The organism is Streptomyces dioscori (genome assembly GCF_003024195.1).
Classification (GTDB): Bacteria; Actinomycetota; Actinomycetes; order Streptomycetales; family Streptomycetaceae; genus Streptomyces; species Streptomyces dioscori.
This window is the reverse complement of record NZ_KZ679044.1, coordinates 323,872-343,343: the sequence shown is the minus strand read 5'-3', so window position 1 is coordinate 343,343 and position 19,472 is coordinate 323,872. Positions and strand designations below refer to the sequence as shown.

The window sequence follows — 19,472 nt, the reverse complement described above, 5'->3', positions numbered from 1 at the left end:
GTGCCCCGGTGACGTCCTGGTGGTGTCCCGGTGATGTCCTGCCGGGTGGCGCACAGAACGCTGCGCCGTCGGCCCGGGGAGGCGAGACGAACGGCGCAGCGGCTGGCAGGGGTTGGGCGGTTGGGGGGACCGCTCGGTCCGGTTCGGTCAGCGCAGGGTGGGTTCGGCCAGAGGGAGGCGTGCGTTCGCGTCGGCCTCCTCGTCGCCGTCCGTGCCGGAGGCCGGCCGCGGGGCCGCGGCCTGCTCCGGAGTGACGGCCCGCGGGGCGGTGCGGCGGTGGCGGCCCCAGACGCGGTCGCCGACCAGCAGGAGCGTGGCCGGCATGACCAGGCGCCGGATGACGAGCGCGTCCAGGACGACGGCGACGGCGAGGCTGATGCCCAGCTCACGGACGATGCTGATCTGGGCGCTGGTGAAGGAGGCGAAGACCGCCACCATGATCGCCGCGGCGCCGTTGACGAGACCGGCGGTACGGGCCAGGCCGCCCAGGACCGACTCGCGGTGCGAGAGGCCGCCCAGGTAGCTCTCCCGCATCCGGGAGATCATGATCACCATGTAGTCCATGCTCAGCCCGAACATCACCGCGAACAGCATCAGCGGGGTGACGCTGTTGATCGAGTGGTCGTCGTTCCCGCTGACCAGGGCGAGGAAGCCGAGGCTGGCACCGACCACGGCGATGTTGAAGGCCAGGGCCAGCAGCGGCAGCAGGACGGAGCGGAAGGCGAACAGCAGGATCAGGAAGCTGAGCAGGGCGACGGAGGCGACCACCAGGGGCACCGAGCGCAGGACCAGGTCGTCGAAGTCGGAGCCGGTGGCGGTGGCTCCGGCCAGGCGGACGGTGACGGCGGAGTCGGCGCGGTCCTTGAGGTGGTCACGCAGATCGTCGACCAGGTGGTGTGCGGCGGAGCTGTCGGGGTCGGCGCCCGGGGTGACGACGACCCGGGTGACCAGGCGGTCTCCGTCGAGCGTCCACAACTGGCCGAGTGCGGCGCGCTCGCCCGCGCCAAGGCCCGAGGGGTCGGCCAGGGCCTTGGCGAGTGACGCGGCGGGCAGGCCGAGGGAAGTGACGTCCTGGACCTTGTCGGCGCCGGGCGCGGTCCTCGCGTAGGAGGCGACGTCCGTGGTGCTCCTGAGCAGGGCGTCGGCCTGGTCGCGGTCGGCGCTGAGCACGACCTGGACGGGGAACATCTCGCGTACGCCGATGTCCTGCTTGATGCGCTCCATGCCGATGCGGGCGCTGTCGTCGGAGGGCAGGATGTCCGCGCTGGCGACCGGGACGCGCAGGGTCAACTGGGCGGCGGGGGCGGCGAGCGCGGCGAACAGGACGACGAGGCCGGCCAGGACGAGTCCGGGCCGCCCGGAGAAACGACCTCCGCTACGGCCGTCGCTACGGCCGCCGGTCGCGCCGGACTTGCCGGCGTCCTCACCGGCGTTCTCACCGACCGCCTTACCAGCCGTCTTGCCGGCCGTCTTGCGGCTGCGGAGGGTGCCCCAGTTGATGCGGTCGCCCAGCAGGCTCAGTACGGCGGGGAGCAGGGTCACGGCGATGGCCACGGCGACCAGGGACACGGCCACGCCGCCCAGGGCGATGCTGGTGAAGGACATGGCGCGGGGGATGAAGAGCGCCGAGAGGGCGACGACGACGGCGAGGCCGCTGAAGAGTACGGAGTGCCCGACCGTGCGCATGGTGCGGTCCAGGGCGTCGTCCACGGCGCGTCCGTCCGCGAGTTCCTCACGGAAGCGCTTGACGATGAAGAGCGAGTAGTCGACGGCGACGGCCAGGCCGACCATGGACACGATGTTGGTGAACAGGCTGTTGACGTCCGTGAACCGCGTCATCCCGTAGCCGATGGACTGGGTGAGCATCAGGGTCACGCCCGCCATGAGCAGCGGGACGACCATCGCGGCCACGGACCGGAAGACCAGCAGCAGTACGACGAAGAGGACCGGGAAGGCGATCATCTCGGCGCGGGTGACGTCCTCCTTGGAATGCACGTTCAGCGCGTAGTCCAGGGCGGGAGCGCCGGTGACGTCGGCCTGGACGTTCGCTCCGACGGCGTCCCGCACGTCGTCCCGCAGATCCGGTACGAGGTTCTGCACGGTGGTGTTGTCGCTGGTGAAGCCCACCTGGATGAAGGTCGTGCGGCCGTCCTTCGACAGCCACTCGGGGTGGGTGGCGCGGTCGGTGACGGCGGACACTCCGTCCCGCCGCACCGCCTCGCGGGCCGGCGCGACGGCGTCCTCGACGGATCCGTTCTTGCTGTGCAGGACGACGAGCAGCGAGTTGGGCGCCTCGTCGAACGCGCGCTCCAGGGTGCGCTGGGCCTTGACGGACTCGCCCCGGGGGTCGGAGAAGCCGCCCGTCTTCAGCGCACCCTCCAGCTGGAGCGCGAAGGGGACGGCCAGGGCGAGCAGCAGCAGCCAGGCGGCGATCACGGCTTTGGGCCGTGCGACGGCGAGTTGGGCGATTTTCTTCACTTCTACTCCTGGGATCGGGGTCCGCAGCTCGCGGGGGCGGGCGGGCCGTCCGACGACGACCGGATCAGATGGATCAGGGCGCGAGACAGTCGATGATGGAACATCAATGATGCGTTATCGATGACTCATCATGCATGCTGCAACATCGATGACGCAACATCTTTGAGAGGGGTCGTCGAGGAAAGCGCGCCCGAGAGGCTGGAATCAGGTGGCCGTGCGACGGGGTGGGGCCGGGAGGGCGGCGGGCGAGGCAGCTCGACGGAGGGATGGAGCTGAAGGGGCCGCCGCCGAGGGCGGCGCGAATGGCGGAAAAGTCACGTGCCGGGGAGCGGCGGGGCCGCACGGCTCGGATCGGCGGCCGGGCAGGCGGAGGGCCGGGGCGGGCGAGCGCACCGACGGGTGACGAGCAGGGGCCCGGTCTCGAAGACCCGCGGACCACGCGACAGCTTGTGCCGGTGGCCGTCCGTAGCTCCGGTGCGGGGCGAAGTGGTGGTCCGCGGGCCCCCGCCCCGTCAGGGGCGCGGGGAACTGCGCGGCCTCCGCCCCGTCAAGGGCGCGGGGAACTGCGCGCCCCCGCCCCGTCAGGGGCGCGGGGAACTGCGCGGCCCACCCCCACGCAGCCGCAGTCGAGAACCGGACCGAACCCGCCCCTGCACCCGCCGATCAGGACCGGGCGGGTGAAGGCCTGGGGGAAGGTGCCGGGCAGCCCTCACCGGTCGGCGCGCGAACGCCGGGCCCGCAGGCCCTCGGCGGCCCGTCCCCGCTCAACGGACCACCGCCCCGGGATCCGAGCACTGCGGGGCACCCCCGCGCCGACGCGGGAGCGGGGCCGGGGCGGTGCGCAGCCCCTCCCCCTCGGTGTTCAGGCGGCGGGCCCGTAGGCGGGCCGTGTCGGCGGGGTCCGCCTGGAGGACGAGTCGGTACGGGGGACGGCTCTCCTTGCGTACCACGGTCACCCAGCCGCGGCGGGCCCAGCCGTACAGGGTGATGGACGGCATGGACAGCTCCGCGGCCAGATCCTGCAGCCACCACTCGTGCGCCGCCAGCCCCTCACCGCGTACGGCGGCGGGCCGGCGACGGGACGCGGACGTGTTCTCGCGCAGCAGCCGGCGCACGGTGGTGAGACTGATCGGATCGCTGCGGCCCGGCGCCATGGTGTAGCCCTCGTGGCCCAGCGCCCGCGCGATCGTCGGGGCGTTGAAGCCCAACGCGGCGAGGACGCTGATGCGTTCGACGATCAGCGTGTAGTACCGCTGCGACGGAATCGTGCGCGGCGGCTCCGGAAGCGCGGGCGGGCGCGGCACCCCGGACGCACCGGGCGACCCGGAGGCCCCGGGGGCGGCGCCGGGACCCTCGGCCGCCTCCTGGCGGATGCCGCTTCCGGCGAACTCGGCCACATGGCGGGCGACACTCCCGACCGGCGGTGACGTCCTGTCCGCCGCGGGCGGACCGGTGCGCTCATTCATCGGCGGCAGGACGGAAGGACGGCCGCCGGCACAGCCGTACCGGCCTTCCGGCACGGTCCGCGGCAGCCTTCCCGGCGGGGCACGGGGCGGCGGTGGCGTACCGCCGGCCCGCTCCCCGCCGCGAGCGGGCCGACCCGGGGCGTACCGGTCCCGCGAGCCCGGGGCAGCCGAGGCACTCCGCTCTCGCGCCGAGGCGCTCCGTTCTCGCGGGCTCCTGGCCCACGGAACCCGGTCGCGCCCGGCTGCCTGCCTTGCCCCGGGCCCGTAACAGCGTCCGATGCCGTGCCCGGTGCGGTGGCGGTACGGGACGCGTACGTCCCGATCGGCGCGAGGGGCGGAGGGCTGGATGCGAGAGACGGTACGGATCGCCGGGGCGGGCGACGGCCGGTTTCACGGGGAGGTGTCCTCCATCGTCACTGGGTCTCACTGAGCACACGACCGGTGGAGCGGAAGGATGCGCGCCGCGACGCTAGAAGTGCCTCTGCGCACTGGAGGCACGGTTCACACCCCTGGCCCCGAACGGCCGGCCGGCAGGGTCCGGAATGCGACAGCGGCCGGTTCGGCCCTGCCGCGCGCCCACAGCCGGGGAAAGGGGTTTCGGTCCGGCCGCCGGAGCCCCGGGCCGTCCACGAACTGGGCTTTCCGCGCATTACCGGGCCTCGACGCGAGCCGCCACCACACACAGGCGTCTCACAAGTTGACCGAAACCGGCCAGTGCGGCGGAGTCACGCCGACCGTCTTGACAACGATGGCGATAACGATGCCGATAACGATGGCGACAGCGTTGTCACCGTCCGGAACGGGCGGCAACCCGCGCGGCCGCCGTCAGTTCAGACCGCACTGAAAATGCGGCCCATGATGTCGAAGACGGTGGTGAAGTCCGCCCCCTCCGGCTCCGGGTGGACCGGGACGACGGGGGCGGGCTCGTCCCCGCCCGCGGGAACACCGGCCCGGTGCGCGGCTGCCGCCCGCTGCCCCTCGGTACCCGCTGTGTACGGCGCGACGGATGCATCAAGCATGATCATGTCAACTCCAGATCCGGGTACGGCGACTACGGGCAACTACAGACGACTACGGGGTACGTGGACACGAGCGGTGCGGCGCGGTGCGGTGCGGTACCGCCCCTCAGGGCAGGGTGATCACCTGGGCGGCGTACGAGAGTCCGGCGCCGAAGCCGATGGTGAGGGCCAGGCCGCCGCTGCGGACGGCCCCGGAGGCCAGCAGGTGCTCGATCGCCAGCGGGATGGAGGCGGCCGAGGTGTTCCCCGTGTGCACGATGTCGCGGGCGACAGCCACGTGCGCGGGCAGCCGCAGTGTCGTGGCGAGGCTCTCCACGATGCGCAGGTTCGCCTGGTGCGGAATGAAGGCATCGAGGTCGGCGGCGTCCAACCCGGCTGCCTCCAGGGCCTGTCGGGCGACCCGGGCCATCTCGTAGACGGCCCAGCGGAACACGGTCTGGCCCTGCATGGTCAGCGCCGGGAAGCGCGCCGGTGTGCCGTCACGCAGTTCGAGCCAGGAGGCGCTCTGGTCGATGGCCCCGCCCTGCGACCCGTCGGCGCCCCAGACCACGGGGCCCATGGCCGGGGTGTCGCAGGGCCCGACGACGACGGCTCCGGCGCCGTCGCCGAAGAGGAAGGCGGTGGCACGGTCGTCGTGGTCGATCAGGTCGGACATCCGCTCGGTCGCCACCACCAGGACGTGGTCGGCGCTGCCGCCGCGCACCAGGTCGTGGGCGACCGCCAGGGCGTGGGTGAAGCCCGCGCAGGCAGCGGAGAGGTCGAAGGCCGCGGCCTGCGTGGTGCCGACCCGGTGGGCGATGTCGGCGGCGACGGCGGGCAGTTGGCGGAAGTGGGTGGAGGTGGCGACCAGGACACAGCCGATCCGGTCGGCGGTGACTCCGGCGTGCGCGAGCGCCTTCTCGGCGGCGGCGGCTCCCATGAGGGCCACGCTCTCCTGCTCGGCCGCCCAGCGCCGTTCGGCGATGCCCGAGCGTTCGCGGATCCACTCGTCGCTGGAGTCGATGCGGCGGGCGATCTCCGCGTTGGGCACCACGCGGGAGGGCCGGTAGCCGCCCACGCCGACTACACGGGCGTACGCGGGACCCGCGGGAGGCCTCGGTACGAGGGGTGTGGACACGATGCGTCTCCCTGGAACGGACGGTCGATGGAGCGGACGGTCGGCGGAACGGACGGTCGATGGAACGGACGGTCAGGGGATGGGCGGGAGTGAACAAGGAGCTGGGGGGGTGGGAGGCGGGAAGTGGGAGGTGGGAGGTGACGGGCCCGGTGCGGGGGATTTTCGCCGGGCCCGTCACGTATGGGGGGCGGCCTGTTCGACGGCCGGTTCAGTCGAGGCCACGCAGGATGTGGTCCTCGGCGTACTCGCTGTCGGGCCGGGCCAGATGCAGCGGAGTGGGCCGCGCCCAGCAGTCGGCGCGGGCGGGGGGCACGGGCGGGACGGCCCGTGCCGTGTTCTCGACGGGCGGCGCGGCAGCGGGTGTTGCTGTGCCGGGAGCCATGTCAGGACACCTGGGCCAGGGCGCGTCGCGCGGCCCGACCGGACAGCCGGTCCAGACGGAGGTCGGCGACCCCGGCGAAGGCCGGCCGCAGCAGGGCGGCGAGGGCGCCCCGGTGGGTGAAGGAGTGGGTGACGTGGGTGCCCTCGCCGTGCGGCAGCAGGCTCCAGCTGTTGGTCTCGGCCAGGCCGGGCACCTCCCAGCGGCCCTCGACGAGGGTCTCGCCGATGCCGACGTACTCCCAGTGGCCGCGCAGGGCGCCACGGGCGACGAGCGGGTAGCGCCGGCCGGTGAGCGCCTCCGAGGGGCCCCCGACCGAGAGGAAGGCGGGGTTCCACTCGGCCAGGGCGGTGGGTTCCAGCAGGATCTGACGCACGGTCCCGAGCGGTGCGGGGATCAGGATGTGCGAGGAGTGACCGTTGCCGGCGTGTGCGTCGCTGTGGGCGTTCATCAGTACCTCATTCCTCCGTCGGTGCGGATGACCGTGGCGTTGATGTAGTCGGCGGCCGGGGAGGCCAGGAAGGCGATCGTCTCGGCGGTCTGTCCCGCCTCGCCGATCCCGAGCAGCGAACGGTCGGTCATCCGCCGCCGCTGCGGGCCCGCGACGGCCGCCCCCAGACCGGTGTCGAGGATGCCCGGGGCCACGGTGGTGGTGCGGATGTTGTAGGAGGCGTACTCCTGCGAGACGGTCATGGCCAGGCCGTGCAGTCCCGCCTTGGAGGAGGAGTAGGCCGCCTGTCCCGCGTTCCCGGTCAGGGCGGTGATGGAGGAGATGTAGATGATGCGGCCGTAGCGCGCCCGCATCATCGTCTTCACCGCGTACTTGGTGGTCAGGAAGGCCCCGCGCAGATTGACCCGCTGCACCTCGTCCCAGTCCTCGATCGACATGCGCACCAGGGGCTGGTCGCGGGTGATCGCGGCGTTGTGGATGAGGACGTCGAGCCGGCCGAACCTGCGGGCCTCGGCCGCCAGCAGGGCAGCCGTCTCGTCGGTGGCCGCATCGCCGGGGACGAGCCGGAGCCGGTCCTTGTGCTTGTCGGCGAGGCGGTCCAGGCCGTCCGAGGGCGAACGGTGGTTGGCCACGACCGCCGCTCCCTGGTCGAGGAGCGTCTGCGCGGTCAGCAGGCCGAGGCCCCGTCCGGCCCCGGTCAGGAGCACCACTCGGCCCTTCAGCGGACTGCCCGGAGGCGGGACCGTCGGAGCGGGACTGCTCATGGTGTGCTCTCCCAGGTGTGGGCCGCGGCCATCGCCGGACCGGCCGGGCACATGGCCGCGGCCGCGATGTCGGCGGTGACTGCGGGATCGGGGACGCCGGCGACATCGTCGACGCCGGGGATGAGGGGGGTCTCGGGGGCACCGGCGGTGAACAGCCGGTCGGTGACCGGTGCGAGGCGGTCCTCGGAGAAGGGACGGGGGGTACGCAGCCGGGCGAACCGCAGGTTCTCCGGCCGGTACGGCGGTGTCTCCACGATCAGGTGGGGCAGCAGCAGGTCGGGACTCCCCCGCAGCAGCCCCGCGCTGTCCTCCAGGAAGCGCAGACCGCGTTCGCGCAGCGCGGGCGGCAGCCAGTCCATGACCGGCAGATGCAGTTCGCTCACCACACCGTCGCTGGTGAGTTCCGCGCGGTCCGCCACGTCGGGCGGCAGCCGGTCGGCCTCTTCGGCGTACATGGGCACGGAGATGCGTTCCTGTTCGAGCAGGACGAGCAGGCAGCCGCCGCCGTGCAGGTGGTCCAGTACCTCGGCCGCCTGCGCCGGGCTGGGCCACAGGGCTGTCGGGGTGTAGTCGCCGGACACGGATGTTCGCCAGGAGAGCCGGCGGGGTCCGTCGAAGACCACGAGGGTGTTGCCGCACTTCAGGGACGCCGAGGTGCTCGGCGCCGACATGCTCGACGCTGATGTACTCATGGATGGGCTCACCCCCTTGGGGTCGTGGGGCCGGCACCGGCGCCGGCGAGTTGCTGGTACTGGGCCTCGGCCCGGCGCCGCCGCTCCGCCGTCCGCACGTCGGGTGCGGGGGCGGCGAGCACGTCGCGCAGCTGTCCCGCCGCCTCGCCGTCGCGGCCGACCGCGATCAGCGCCTCGGCGTACGCCATGGGGTACCGGGTGTCGTGGGCGCCCAGGCGGGCCGCGTGCCGCAGGTGCTCCAGCGCTTCCTCGCGCCGGCCGCCCAGGGCCCGGGGCATCAGCAGATGCCAGCGGCCCAGCAGGTAGCGGGCCATCAGATGGTCGGGGTGTTTCCTCAGTACCTCCTCGGCGCCGCGCCGGACGCCGCGCAGCACCGCGGGGCGCAGTACGGCCGGGGCGTCCAGGGCGCGCAGTCCGGTGAGCCGGGCCGCCAGCACGCGGGCGTCGGCGGCCACCGGGTCGTCGGGCCGGGCGAATCTGTCCGGATCGGTGCGGCGGGCCAGGGTGAGCAGGAGGCGCGCCTGCCGCACGCGCCGCTCCGCGGGCAGGGTGTCGGTACGGCTGAGCATGGTCTCCGCGACCGTCTCGGCGCGCCGGACCAGTTCGAGGGACGCCTGGCGGATCCGCGCCGGGCCGGGTTCGGTACGGGCTGTCTCCACGAGTGGCTCCAGCGCTCCGCGCGCCGCCGCCACCAGGGCTTTGACCCGCTGGGGCCTGGGCAGGGCGGTGTCGTCGGGCAGTGCGGGGCCGAAGACGACGCGGACCTTGGCGCGGCGGGGCAGACTGGCCCCCTTGGGCAGGACGTGCTGCGCTCCCCACATCGCCACCGGTATGACGGGCACACCGGCCCGGACCGCGAAGCGGAACGCACCGTCCTTGAAGGGCAGCAGGGGCCAGCCCGTCCCGCGGGTGCCCTCGGGGTAGACCACGAGGGCGCCGGAGTCCGCGAAGACACCGTCCACCGCGGCCAGCAGTTCCTTGCCGGGGCGGTCCCGGTCGACGGGGATGCCGCCCATGCCGTGCGTCCACCGGCCGCGTACCGGGTGGACGAAGGCCTCGGCCTTCGTGAGGTAGGAGGTACGGGTGTCGCGCAGCGCTTCGAGTACGGCGTCCAGGACGAGGTGGTCGGCGAAACTGCTGTGGTTGGCGACCAGCACGAACGGCCGGTCGGCCGGCAGGTGCCGGACCCCTTCCACTCCGGCGAGGAACCGGTGCGTGACTGCGGGTCTGGTGACCGCGTTCGACGCACCGGCCATCCACCGGGGGATACGGCTCACTTCACCTGCTCGGTGCGGGCGGCGGCGTACTCCCGGAGCTTTTCGATGCTGGTCAGGACCAGGCCCTCGCGGCGGGCGAACTGGACGAGCTGGGGGAGGCGGGCCATCGTCCCGTCCTCAAGGATGATCTCCACGATGACGCCGGCGGGCGTGAGGCCGGCGAAGCGGGCGAGGTCGACCGCCGCCTCGGTGTGGCCGGGCCGCTCCAGGACGCCGCCCGGACGGGCCACCAGGGGGAAGATGTGGCCCGGCCGGCGCAGGTCCTGGCCGGTGCCGTTCAGCATGAGGTCGATCGTCCTGGCCCGGTCGGGGGCCGATATACCGGTGGTGACGCCGTGCTCCGGGCCGCCGTCGACGCTGACGGTGAACGCGGTGCCGTGGTGGTCCTCGTTGCGCTCGACCATGGGGGGCAGGTTGAGCTTCTCGGCCTGCTCCTCGGTCACCGAGACGCAGACCAGACCGCGGCCGTGGGTGATCATGTAGTTGATGGCCGCGGCGTCGGCGTACTCCGCCGCCACGATCAGGTCTCCCTCGTTCTCCCTGTCCTCGTCGTCCACCACGACGATGAGCTCCCCGCGTGCGATGGCGGCCACGGCCGCCGCCGCGTCGTCCAGAACGATCGGGGCGTCGAGTGCGACGGGAGCGTCTTCAAGGATCTGCGCGGTCATGTCGGTTCCTTTGCTTGACGTGGGCTTGAGCTGTGAGGTCGTGCACCGGCCAAGGATTCGATGGCGCGACATCGATGGTTTGTCATCGATGTCTCAACACCGATGCTTCATCATGCATGTCCCAGCATCGTTGTCGCAACACCATTCTGGGAGTCCCTGAAAGTGGTAGCTGCCCTTCCGGATGGACCGGGACAAGCCACGGGGGCCGGAAAAGGCGTATATCGATGACGTAGCATTGAATGATGTGGCATGGATGCTGCATCATCGAGAAATGATGTGATCACCCGCTCGTTCACCGCCGTCCACCGACAGCACGCCCACAGCACCCCCTGGAGCCGCCATGTCCAGCCCCCCGACCGCCACGGACACGACCTTGAGCCGCTCGCCCGCCACGGCCGAGCCACCTGTGCACGACTCGGAACTGCGCTACCTCCTGCTGGCCGCGCAGCGTGAGGGGGCCCGGCAGATGACCGCGCAGCTCAGGCCCTTCAACCTGACGCCGGCCCAGGCGGAGATCCTGCTGGTGCTGGCCGAGCGCGCCCCGCTCACGCTCGCCGAGGTGGGCCGCCTGATCGTGTGCGAGAGCGGGAGCCCCAGCCGCATCGTCGACACCCTCACCAAGCGCAGCCTGATCGACCGCGAGCCCGGTCAGGTGGACCGCCGGGTCGTCTATCTGCGGCTGACTCCGCGGGGGCAGGAACTCATCCCCGTACTGCGCGGCATCGACACCCAGACCGACGCGATGATCACCGACTGTCTGAGCCGGGATGAACAGGCGGTCATGACCCGCGGCCTGCGCCGCATCCTCAGCGGCACCCCCAGCGGGACGGCTCTGGCGGCCCGCTTCGAGCACGAGAAGTAGCCGGCCGACGCCGGGTACGCGAGGCAGCCGGCCGGCACCGGGTACACGAGGCAGCCGGCCGGCGCGGGGATCGGCCGCCGCGGTGTCAGGGCCGCGGCGGCACCCCGCCGGGCAGGCCGCCCACGAAAAAGACCGCCGCCCCGTACGAAGGATTCGTACGGGGCGGCGGTCTTTGCGCGGGCAGGTTCCCACGCCGGACGCTCTACCGCAGGAACGAGTTGATCTCGATCGTCTCGTCGCGGCCGGGACCCACGCCGATGGCGGAGATCGGGGCGCCGGACATGTCCTCCAGCGCCTTCACGTACGCCTGGGCGTTCTTCGGGAGGTCGGCGAAGGTCTTGGCCTTCGTGATGTCCTCCGACCAGCCGGGCAGGTTCTCGTAGATCGGCTTCGCGTGGTGGAAGTCGGTCTGCGAGTAGGGGAGCTCCTCGACGCGCTTGCCGTCGATCTCGTACGCGACACAGACCGGGATCTCGTCCCAGCCGGTGAGGACGTCGAGCTTGGTGAGGAAGAAGTCGGTCAGGCCGTTGACGCGTGTCGCGTACCGGGCGATCGGCGCGTCGAACCAGCCGCAGCGCCGGTCGCGGCCGGTGGTGACCCCGCGCTCACCGCCGATGCGGCGCAGCGCCTCACCGTCCTCGTCGAGCAGCTCCGTCGGGAACGGACCCGCGCCGACCCGGGTCGTGTACGCCTTCAGGATGCCGATGACCCGGCTGATCTTCGTCGGGCCGACGCCCGAACCCGTGCAGGCACCGCCCGCGGTGGGGTTCGACGACGTCACGAAGGGATACGTGCCGTGGTCGATGTCCAGCAGCGTGCCCTGGCCGCCCTCGAAGAGGACCACCTTGTCGTCGTCGAGCGCCTTGTTGAGCACCAGGACGGTGTCGGCGACGTACGGGCGCAGCCGCTCCGCGTAGGTCAGCAGCTCCTCGACGATCTGGTCGGTCTCGATCGCGCGGCGGTTGAAGACCTTGGTGAGGAGCTGGTTCTTGCCGTCGAGGGCCGCCTCGACCTTCTGCGTCAGGATCGACTCGTCGTACAGGTCCTGGACGCGGATGCCGACACGGTTGATCTTGTCGGCGTAGGTCGGGCCGATGCCCCGGCCGGTGGTGCCGATCTTCCGCTTGCCGAGGAAGCGTTCCGTCACCTTGTCCACCGTCACGTTGTACGGCGTGATGATGTGCGCGTTTCCGCTGATGAGGAGCTTGGACGTGTCGACGCCTCGCTCGTTCAGTCCGTTCAGCTCGGAGAACAGGACCGACGGGTCGACAACGACTCCGTTACCGATGACCGGGGTGCACCCCGGCGAGAGGATTCCGGAAGGGAGGAGGTGGAGGGCGTACTTCTGATCGCCCACGACTACCGTATGGCCGGCGTTGTTGCCGCCTTGGTAGCGCACCACATAGTCCACGGAACCACCGAGCAGGTCGGTGGCCTTTCCCTTGCCTTCGTCACCCCACTGAGCACCGAGCAGCACAAGTGCGGGCACGCGCGTACACCCCTTCCGGGCGGGGCATGTCCAAGGTCGGGGACGTACGCGGCTGAATCTGGTACGGCTGCGTGCGCCGGCGACCACCTTTGGCCGCGACCGTCGGACCGGATGCCCCGGAATAGACGAAGCCCCTGGCGCAATAGCGCAAGGGGCTCTTGCACAAAGATGCTACCCGAGGAAGCGAGGCATGACCGAGGTGGCGACTTCCGACCAGCTCCTGGTGGTCATCGACCCGGTCGCCCGTCACGGTGACGGTGAGGCGGTACGGATCGCAAAAGACGTGCTCAGCGCGGGTGCGACAACAAAAGTGTGCCTCCCCGACGGGCCCGAGGAATTCGATCGGGCGCTGGCCCGCAGAGGGTCGCGGCGGCCCGTCGTGATCGGGGACGACCGGGCGCTGCTGCGCGCCGTGTCCCTTTTGCACCGCAGGCGCGAGCTGGCTGGATGTGCACTGTCCCTGGTGCCGGTGGGCACGGGCGACGGGGCTCTGACGCTCGCGCGGGCCCTCGGCGTGCCCATGGGGGCCGTGGCGGCGGCCCGCGCCGTGCTCGACGGGTCCGAGCGGCGGCTCGATCTTCTGGTGGACGACAGTGACGGGGTGGTGCTGGGGGCGCTGCGGATTCCGCCGCTGGGCGGGGACGCGGGCCCCCCGGAGGGGCCCGGCCCGCAGCACGGGCCCCACTGGTTGCGGACCTGTCAGTCCCTCGTCCGCACGCTCGCCGCACGGCCCGCGCGGGCGCCGGCGTCCGCCTCCCCCGGGCCGGCCCGGCTGCGGGTCGAGGTCGACGGGCGGACCCTCGTCGACCTGGACCAGCCCGTGGAGGCCGTGTCGATCACTCCGGCGGGCGCGGGGGGTGGTGCGCGGGTCGAGATCCGGCCCGTCTCCGTGGGGGCGGAGGCCGCGCCGCTGGGGGCCGTGGGGCGGACGGTCACCGTGTCGGGGGCGGATTTCCGGTACCGGGCGGATGCGGTGGTGGCGGGCCCGGTCCGCACCCGGACGTGGACGGTCCGGGAGGGGGCTTGGGGGTTGACGCTGCCGGGGTGACGCGCGGGTTTCTTCCGCCCCCGCCGCCCCTGCCCTTCCCGTCACTGACTCGGGGGCCGGCCCCCGAACCCCCGCTCCTCAAACGCCGGAGAGGCTACCCACTCAGCCCGTCCGGCGTTTGAGGACGAGCGCGAAGCGCGATACGGGGGCGAGGGGGCGCAGCCCCCATGCGTGGACGGGAACGGGAAGGGGCGGCGGGGGCGGAAAAACGGCTCAGCCGTCGCCGAAGTGGCGTTCCCGATGGATCCGCCACCGATCCATCATCAACGCCACCTCCCCGTCCACGAACTCGAAGAACGCGAGCGTCTCAGCCAACCGCCGCCCCGCCGGACTCCCCCCGCCCAGACTGTCCACGCCCTCCCGAAGAGCCCGCTCCCACCCTTTGATGACGGCTTCGCGATTGGTGAGCGCCTCGTACCACTGGTCGCTGTGCACCCGGTACCGCTCCCGCCGCGATCCCGGCTCCCGTTCGCGCGCGACCATGTGCTGCTGCGCGAGATAGCGCACCGCCCCCGACACGGCGGCCGGACTGATCCGCAGCTGTTCACCGAGCTCGGCGGAGGTCAGCGTCCCGGAGTCGGAGGAGAGCAGCGCGGCGAACACCCGGGCCGGCATCCGCTGCATCCCGGCTTCGACGAGCTGCGCGGCGAAGCTCTCGACGAACTTCGACACCGCTTCGACGTCACGTGGCGCCCCGTTCGCTTCCGCCATCCCGCGCTCCACCTTTTCCCGTACTCCTCGCCCGTGTCCCGCACCCGTATCCCTCACCCGGTGCCGAGTCTATCCGTCGTTCATACGCTTCCTTAACTTCACAAGTTTGTGAAACCAGCGTACGTTCTGAAGCATGACGAAGGCCATCACCGTCTCCGGACTGCACAAGTCGTTCGGCGGCACGCACGCCCTGGACGGTCTCGACCTCGACGTCGAGACCGGTGAGGTGCACGGCTTCCTCGGCCCCAACGGCGCGGGCAAGTCCACCACCATCCGTGTCCTGCTGGGCCTGCTGCGCGCCGACTCGGGCACCGCACGGCTGCTGGGCCAGGACCCGTGGGCCGACGCGGTGGAACTGCACCGCAGGATCGCGTACGTCCCCGGTGACGTGACCCTCTGGCGCAACCTGTCGGGCGGCGAGGTCATCGACCTGTACGGGCGTCTGCGCGGCGGCCTGGACCCGGCACGCCGCGCCGACCTGGTCCGGCGGTTCGAACTGGACCCCACGAAGAAGGGCCGCACCTACTCCAAGGGCAACCGCCAGAAGGTCGCCCTCGTCGCCGCCTTCGCCTCCGACGTGGACCTGCTGATCCTGGACGAACCCACCTCGGGCCTGGACCCCCTGATGGAGGAGGTCTTCCAGACCTGCGTCGAGGAGGAACGCGACCGGGGCCGCACGATCCTCCTCTCCTCCCACATCCTCAGCGAGGTCGAGGAGCTGTGCGACCGCGTCAGCATCATCCGCAAGGGCGTCACGGTCGAGACCGGTTCGCTCGCCGATCTGCGGCACCTCACCCGCACCAGCGTCACCGCCGAACTCGCCGGACCCCCCGGAGGACTGGCCGCCCTGCCCGGCGTCCACCACCTCGACGTCCAGGGCGCCCGGGTCAGGCTCCAGGTGGAGAGCGACAAGCTGAACGCCGTGCTGCGCTCACTCACCGAGTCCGGCGTACGGTCCCTGACCTCCACCCCGCCCACCCTCGAAGAACTCTTCCTGCGCCACTACCAGGAGGACATACAGGCACAGGAGCAGGCACAGGAGCAGGAGCAGGAGCAGACGGAGACGGGGACGGGGACGAAGGCGGTGCCCCGATGACCGCCATGACCTCGGCCGCCGGGCCCACCGCCGTACGGGGCAGCGGTTCACGCCACCTTGCGGGCACCTGGCCCCTGCTGCGGCTCGCACTGCGCCGGGACCGGGTGGTGATCCCCGTCTGGGTCGGCGTCGTCGCCCTGATGGTGGTCTCCCTGCCGAGCTCCCTGAAGAGCGTCTACTCCACGGCCGCCGAACGCGCCGACGTCGCCCACCAGATGCTCACCAACAGCTCCCTGCGGGCCCTGTACGGACCGGTGTTCGGCGACTCGCTCGGCGCTCTCGCGGCCTGGCGCATCGGCGCGTACGCGGGGGTGTTCGCCGGAATCATGAGCCTGGTCGTCGTCGTACGGCACACCCGGGACGAGGAGGAGAGCGGCCGTCAGGAGATGGTCTCGGCGGGCATGGTGGGCCGCCGCGCCCCGCTGACCGCCGCGCTGCTCGCCGCCCTGATCGCGAACGCGGCCCTCGCCCTGCTCATCACCGCCGGCCTCGCCGGACAGGGCTCGTCCGGCGCCCTGGCGCTGGGGCTCGGCGTGGCCGGGGTCGGCATGGTCTTCGCGACGACGGCGGCGGTCGTCGCCCAGCTCACGGAGAGCGCGCGGCTCGCGAAGGGGCTGACGGGAGGCCTGCTGGGCGCGGCGTTCGCCCTGCGTGCGGCCGGCGACTCCGCGGTGAGCGACGGCTCGTCCGTGCTGACGTGGCTGTCCCCCGTCGGCTGGCTGGAGAACCTGCGCGCCTTCGCGCACGAACGCTGGTGGGTCCTGCTGCTCTTCGCCGCCGCCGTCACCATCCAGGGCGCGATCGCCTACGAACTGGCCGGGCGCCGCGACGTCGGCATGAGCTTCCTGCCGACCCGGCCCGGCCCCGCCGCCGGCCGCCTCGGTACGGCGGGCGCGCTGGCCTGGCGACTGCAGCGCGGCGGCGTACTCGGCTGGAGTCTCGGCTTCCTCGCCGCCGGGGCCGCCTTCGGCGGGGTGACGAAGGGCGCGACGGATCTGGTCGGCGACAACGAACGCACCCGCGAGATCATCGAGCGCATGGGCGGTCAGTCCGGCATCACGGACGCGTTCCTCGCCACGATGGCCGGCATGCTCGGCATGGTCGCCGCGCTGTACGTCGTCCAGTCCGTGCTGCGGCTCCACGGCGAGGAGACCTCCCAACGCGCCGAACCGGTCCTCGCGGGCGCGGTGGGCCGACTGCGCTGGGCCGCCGGCCACCTGCTGATCGCCTTCGGCGGGGCGGTGCTCATCATGCTCCTGGGCGGCCTCGGCCTGACAGCCGGCTACGGGCAGTCACCCGGCCCGATCCTGGGCGCCTGCCTGGTCCAACTCCCCGCGATCTGGACGATCGGCGCCCTCGCGGTCCTCCTGTACGGGGTGTCCGCGCAGGCGGCTCCGGCCGCGTGGGCGGTGGCCGGCACCGCGCTGCTCCTGGGCTGGATCGGTCCGGCCCTGGACCTCCCCGCCCCCCTGCTGAACCTCTCCCCCTTCGCCCACCTGCCACATCTCCCGGGCAGCGAGATGACTTGGCCCCCGGTCCTGATCCTCACGGCGATCGCGACGACCCTGATCACGACGGGCCTGACAGCCTTCAACCACCGCGACCTGACAACGGGCTGACTTTCTTGAGGGCGCGGGTTGCCTCTCAGGGGCGCGGGGAACGGCGCAGTCTTTTGCCTTCAGGGGCGCAGGGAACGGCGTGATCGGTTGTCTTTTAGGGGCGCGGGGAACTGCGCAGTCTTTTGCCTTTCAGGGGCGCAGGGAACGGCGCAGTCTTTTGCCCTTAGGGGCGCGGGGAACTGCGCGGCCAGCCACGACGCACCCGCACGTCACAGCCGTCCCGTCACGACCGGTCCGTCAGACCTCGACCAGTAGCCCGTCCAACCCCCGGATGACGAAGTTCGGCTTCCGCGAAGGCTCGGCAGCGAGCCGAAGCAAGGGAACCTGCTCCAACAACGCCCCCATGGACGCCGCGAGCTCGATCCGGGCAAGCGGCGCCCCGATGCAGTAATGGATACCCGCACTGAAGGAGATGTGCGGATTCTCCACCCGGGCCAGATCAAGCACCTCCGGCGCGGCGAACACCGCCGGATCGTGGTTCGCCGCCCCGAAGAGCAACGCCACCTCACTCCCCCGCGGAATCACCGTCCCGTCGACCTCGATCTCGTCCAGCACCCATCGCTCGAACAGCTGCAGCGGGGTGTCGTACCGCATCAGCTCCTCCACCGCCGTACCCACCAGCCCCCGGTCCGCCCGCAGCGCGGCCAACTGCTCCGGGTGCCGGAACAGCGCCCACCAGCCGTTCACCGTGGCGTTCACCGTCGCCTCGTGGCCCGCGTTGAGCAGGAGGACGCACGTCGAGATCATCTCCTGCTCACTGAGCCGGTCCCCCTCGTCGTACGCCGCGATCAGCCCCGAGATGAGGTCGTCCCCGGGCTCCTTGCGCCGTACGGCGATCAGCTCCCGCAGGAACTCGGTGAACTCGACCGAAGCCCGTACCGCCCTGTCCGCCGTCTCCTTCGACGGACTCAGCTCGTACATCCCGCAGATGTCCGCCGACCAGGGCCGCAGCTGCGCCCGCTCGGACTCGGGGATGCCCAGCATCTCCGCGATCACCGCCACGGGGAGGGGCTCGGCGACGTCCGTCAGCAGGTCTCCGCCGCCCGCCGCGACCAGCTCGCCCACCAGCTCGGACGCCAGCCGGTCCACGTACGGCCGCAGCCGCTCGACCGTGCGCGGGGTGAACGCCTTCGACACCAGCCGCCTGATCCTTGTGTGGTCCGGCGGTTCCAGGTCGAGCATGCCGTGGTCGTTGAGCACGTGGAACGGCTCGTGCTCGGGCGGGGGCGGGGTCCGTCCGAAGTCCTCGTGCGTGAAGCGGTGCTGGTAGGTACGGCCCAGCCTGCGGTCCCTCAGCAGCGTCGACACGTCCGCGTGGTGCGGGATCAGCCACTGGTCGGTGGGCTCGTAGTAGTGGGCCCTGCCGGTGGCGCGGAGGTCCGCGTACGCGGGGTACGGGTCTGCCAGGAAGGTCTGGTCCCAGGGGTCGAAGGACTTCGGGGGGTTGATGGCTGCCATGTCCGGACGCTAGCGGGTGGTGGCCCTGTCTGGACAGGGTCTGCCCTCTTGAGCTGGGGGTTCGCTCCCCTGGCGTCGGTTTCGGCTGCGGGCCGGTGGGGGCTTGTCGCGCAGTTCCCCGCGCCCCTAAAGGCAACCGATTGCGCCGTTCCCCGCGCCCCTGAAAGACAACTGATCGCGCCGTTCCCCGCGCCCCTGGAAGGCGGGACGGTCAGCCCGGGGTCACCAGGCGGGCCTCGTATGCGAAGACCGCTGCCTGGGTGCGGTCTCTCAGGCCCAGTTTCACCAGGATGCGGCTCACGTGGGTCTTGATGGTGGACTCGGCCACGACCAGGCGGGCGGCGATCTCCGCGTTGGACAGGCCCTGGGCGATGAGGACCAGCACCTCGGTCTCGCGGTCGGTCAGGTCGCCGTACGCCGCGTGCGCGCCGGCCGAGTAGCGGGGCTCCTCGGACAGCTTCGAGAACTCCGTGATCAGCCGCTTCGTCACCGAGGGCGCCAGCAGTGCCTCGCCCGCCGCCACCACCCTTACCCCGTCCGCGAGCTGCCGGGCCGAGGCGTCCTTCAGGAGGAAGCCCGACGCCCCGGCGCGCAGCGCCTGGTACACGTACTCGTCGAGGTCGAACGTCGTCAGCACGAGCACCTTCGCCGCGCCGTCCGCCGCCACGATCTCGCGTGTCGCCTCGATGCCGTTCATCTCGGGCATCCGGATGTCCATCAGGACGACGTCCGGCGCGAGTTCCCTGACCCGGTCGACCGCCTCCCGGCCGTTGACGGCCTCGCCCACGACCTCGATGTCCGGCATCGCTCCGAGCAGTACCGAGAACCCTTCGCGGACCATCATCTGGTCGTCGGCGATCAGTACCCGAATGGTCATG

18 protein-coding genes are annotated in these 19,472 nt (G+C 71.8%); 4 read left to right on the top strand and 14 right to left on the bottom strand.

Annotation, left to right across the window (positions count from 1 at the left end):
• Nucleotides 1-147 precede the first annotated feature (147 nt).
• From C6Y14_RS20085 to ribB, 10 genes are all read right to left on the bottom strand, one after another.
• On the bottom strand, nt 148-2,478 hold the full coding sequence (locus C6Y14_RS20085; RefSeq protein WP_107018109.1) for an MMPL family transporter: 2,331 nt from the start codon (nt 2,476-2,478) through the stop codon (nt 148-150).
• A 764-nt stretch (nt 2,479-3,242) separates the two neighbouring features.
• Nucleotides 3,243-3,944, bottom strand: coding sequence for a hypothetical protein (locus C6Y14_RS20080; protein ID WP_159074285.1), 702 nt, complete (start codon nt 3,942-3,944; stop codon nt 3,243-3,245).
• A gap of 830 nt (nt 3,945-4,774) precedes the next feature.
• Nucleotides 4,775-4,963: a hypothetical protein gene (locus C6Y14_RS20075; protein WP_159074284.1), complete on the bottom strand. Its 189-nt coding sequence runs from the start codon at nt 4,961-4,963 to the stop codon at nt 4,775-4,777.
• A 106-nt stretch (nt 4,964-5,069) separates the two neighbouring features.
• Nucleotides 5,070-6,080: a beta-ketoacyl-ACP synthase III gene (locus C6Y14_RS20070; protein WP_107018106.1), complete on the bottom strand. Its 1,011-nt coding sequence runs from the start codon at nt 6,078-6,080 to the stop codon at nt 5,070-5,072.
• A gap of 208 nt (nt 6,081-6,288) precedes the next feature.
• Entirely contained in the window at nt 6,289-6,462 is a 174-nt protein-coding gene (locus C6Y14_RS44150; protein WP_159074283.1) for a hypothetical protein, read from the bottom strand.
• A gap of 1 nt (nt 6,463) precedes the next feature.
• Nucleotides 6,464-6,910, bottom strand: a complete 447-nt coding sequence (locus C6Y14_RS20065) for an SRPBCC family protein (protein ID WP_107018105.1) — start codon at nt 6,908-6,910, stop codon at nt 6,464-6,466.
• A complete protein-coding gene (locus C6Y14_RS20060; RefSeq protein ID WP_107018104.1) occupies nt 6,910-7,674 on the bottom strand; it encodes an SDR family NAD(P)-dependent oxidoreductase in 765 nt (254 codons plus the stop codon). The genes C6Y14_RS20065 and C6Y14_RS20060 overlap by 1 nt, the downstream gene beginning before the upstream one ends.
• The gene (locus tag C6Y14_RS20055) at nt 7,671-8,366 is read right to left on the bottom strand and encodes a hypothetical protein (RefSeq protein ID WP_159074282.1); all 696 of its coding nucleotides are present in this window, start codon (nt 8,364-8,366) and stop codon (nt 7,671-7,673) included. The genes C6Y14_RS20060 and C6Y14_RS20055 overlap by 4 nt, the downstream gene beginning before the upstream one ends.
• Nucleotides 8,367-8,374: 8 nt before the next feature.
• Nucleotides 8,375-9,643, bottom strand: coding sequence for a lysophospholipid acyltransferase family protein (locus tag C6Y14_RS20050; RefSeq protein WP_159074281.1), 1,269 nt, complete (start codon nt 9,641-9,643; stop codon nt 8,375-8,377).
• The gene (gene ribB / locus C6Y14_RS20045) at nt 9,640-10,311 is read right to left on the bottom strand and encodes a 3,4-dihydroxy-2-butanone-4-phosphate synthase (RefSeq protein ID WP_107018101.1); all 672 of its coding nucleotides are present in this window, start codon (nt 10,309-10,311) and stop codon (nt 9,640-9,642) included. Before ribB ends, C6Y14_RS20050 begins: the two co-directional genes overlap by 4 nt.
• Nucleotides 10,312-10,651: 340 nt before the next feature.
• On the opposite strand from ribB, the gene C6Y14_RS20040 reads away from it, so the two are divergent.
• Complete coding sequence (locus C6Y14_RS20040; protein WP_107018100.1) at nt 10,652-11,173, top strand: MarR family winged helix-turn-helix transcriptional regulator; 522 nt, start codon at nt 10,652-10,654, stop codon at nt 11,171-11,173.
• A gap of 202 nt (nt 11,174-11,375) precedes the next feature.
• On the opposite strand, the gene C6Y14_RS20035 is transcribed toward C6Y14_RS20040, so the two are convergent.
• Nucleotides 11,376-12,662: an adenylosuccinate synthase gene (locus tag C6Y14_RS20035; RefSeq protein WP_107018099.1), complete on the bottom strand. Its 1,287-nt coding sequence runs from the start codon at nt 12,660-12,662 to the stop codon at nt 11,376-11,378.
• Nucleotides 12,663-12,852: 190 nt separating this feature from the next.
• Here C6Y14_RS20035 and C6Y14_RS20030 point away from each other — a divergent pair, with 190 nt between their 5' ends.
• A complete protein-coding gene (locus C6Y14_RS20030) occupies nt 12,853-13,710 on the top strand; it encodes a diacylglycerol kinase family protein (protein ID WP_107018098.1) in 858 nt (285 codons plus the stop codon).
• A gap of 213 nt (nt 13,711-13,923) precedes the next feature.
• Here the strand turns inward: C6Y14_RS20030 and C6Y14_RS20025 are convergent, their stop codons facing one another.
• Nucleotides 13,924-14,421: a GbsR/MarR family transcriptional regulator gene (locus C6Y14_RS20025; protein ID WP_107018097.1), complete on the bottom strand. Its 498-nt coding sequence runs from the start codon at nt 14,419-14,421 to the stop codon at nt 13,924-13,926.
• Nucleotides 14,422-14,554: 133 nt separating this feature from the next.
• Here C6Y14_RS20025 and C6Y14_RS20020 point away from each other — a divergent pair, with 133 nt between their 5' ends.
• Nucleotides 14,555-15,517, top strand: coding sequence for an ABC transporter ATP-binding protein (locus tag C6Y14_RS20020; RefSeq protein WP_107018096.1), 963 nt, complete (start codon nt 14,555-14,557; stop codon nt 15,515-15,517).
• On the top strand, nt 15,514-17,136 hold the full coding sequence (locus C6Y14_RS20015) for an ABC transporter permease (RefSeq protein ID WP_199854784.1): 1,623 nt from the start codon (nt 15,514-15,516) through the stop codon (nt 17,134-17,136). Before C6Y14_RS20020 ends, C6Y14_RS20015 begins: the two co-directional genes overlap by 4 nt.
• 237 nt (nt 17,137-17,373) lie before the next feature.
• Here C6Y14_RS20015 and C6Y14_RS20010 read toward each other — a convergent pair whose 3' ends face one another.
• On the bottom strand, nt 17,374-18,594 hold the full coding sequence (locus tag C6Y14_RS20010; protein ID WP_107018095.1) for a cytochrome P450: 1,221 nt from the start codon (nt 18,592-18,594) through the stop codon (nt 17,374-17,376).
• Nucleotides 18,595-18,805: 211 nt separating this feature from the next.
• Entirely contained in the window at nt 18,806-19,471 is a 666-nt protein-coding gene (locus tag C6Y14_RS20005; protein WP_107018234.1) for a response regulator, read from the bottom strand.
• Nucleotide 19,472 lies beyond the last annotated feature (1 nt).

Coding starts and splice junctions, on each gene's coding strand:
- C6Y14_RS20015 (WP_199854784.1), top strand. CDS start 15,514: ATGACCGCCATGACCTCGGCCGCCGGGCCCACCGCCGTACGGGGCAGC.
- C6Y14_RS20030 (WP_107018098.1), top strand. CDS start 12,853: ATGACCGAGGTGGCGACTTCCGACCAGCTCCTGGTGGTCATCGACCCG.
- C6Y14_RS20060 (WP_107018104.1), bottom strand. CDS start 7,674: ATGAGCAGTCCCGCTCCGACGGTCCCGCCTCCGGGCAGTCCGCTGAAG.
- C6Y14_RS20075 (WP_159074284.1), bottom strand. CDS start 4,963: ATGCTTGATGCATCCGTCGCGCCGTACACAGCGGGTACCGAGGGGCAG.
- C6Y14_RS20010 (WP_107018095.1), bottom strand. CDS start 18,594: ATGGCAGCCATCAACCCCCCGAAGTCCTTCGACCCCTGGGACCAGACC.
- ribB (WP_107018101.1), bottom strand. CDS start 10,311: ATGACCGCGCAGATCCTTGAAGACGCTCCCGTCGCACTCGACGCCCCG.
- C6Y14_RS20020 (WP_107018096.1), top strand. CDS start 14,555: ATGACGAAGGCCATCACCGTCTCCGGACTGCACAAGTCGTTCGGCGGC.
- C6Y14_RS20055 (WP_159074282.1), bottom strand. CDS start 8,366: ATGAGTACATCAGCGTCGAGCATGTCGGCGCCGAGCACCTCGGCGTCC.
- C6Y14_RS44150 (WP_159074283.1), bottom strand. CDS start 6,462: ATGGCTCCCGGCACAGCAACACCCGCTGCCGCGCCGCCCGTCGAGAAC.
- C6Y14_RS20080 (WP_159074285.1), bottom strand. CDS start 3,944: ATGAATGAGCGCACCGGTCCGCCCGCGGCGGACAGGACGTCACCGCCG.
- C6Y14_RS20065 (WP_107018105.1), bottom strand. CDS start 6,910: ATGAACGCCCACAGCGACGCACACGCCGGCAACGGTCACTCCTCGCAC.
- C6Y14_RS20005 (WP_107018234.1), bottom strand. CDS start 19,471: ATGACCATTCGGGTACTGATCGCCGACGACCAGATGATGGTCCGCGAA.
- C6Y14_RS20040 (WP_107018100.1), top strand. CDS start 10,652: ATGTCCAGCCCCCCGACCGCCACGGACACGACCTTGAGCCGCTCGCCC.
- C6Y14_RS20025 (WP_107018097.1), bottom strand. CDS start 14,421: ATGGCGGAAGCGAACGGGGCGCCACGTGACGTCGAAGCGGTGTCGAAG.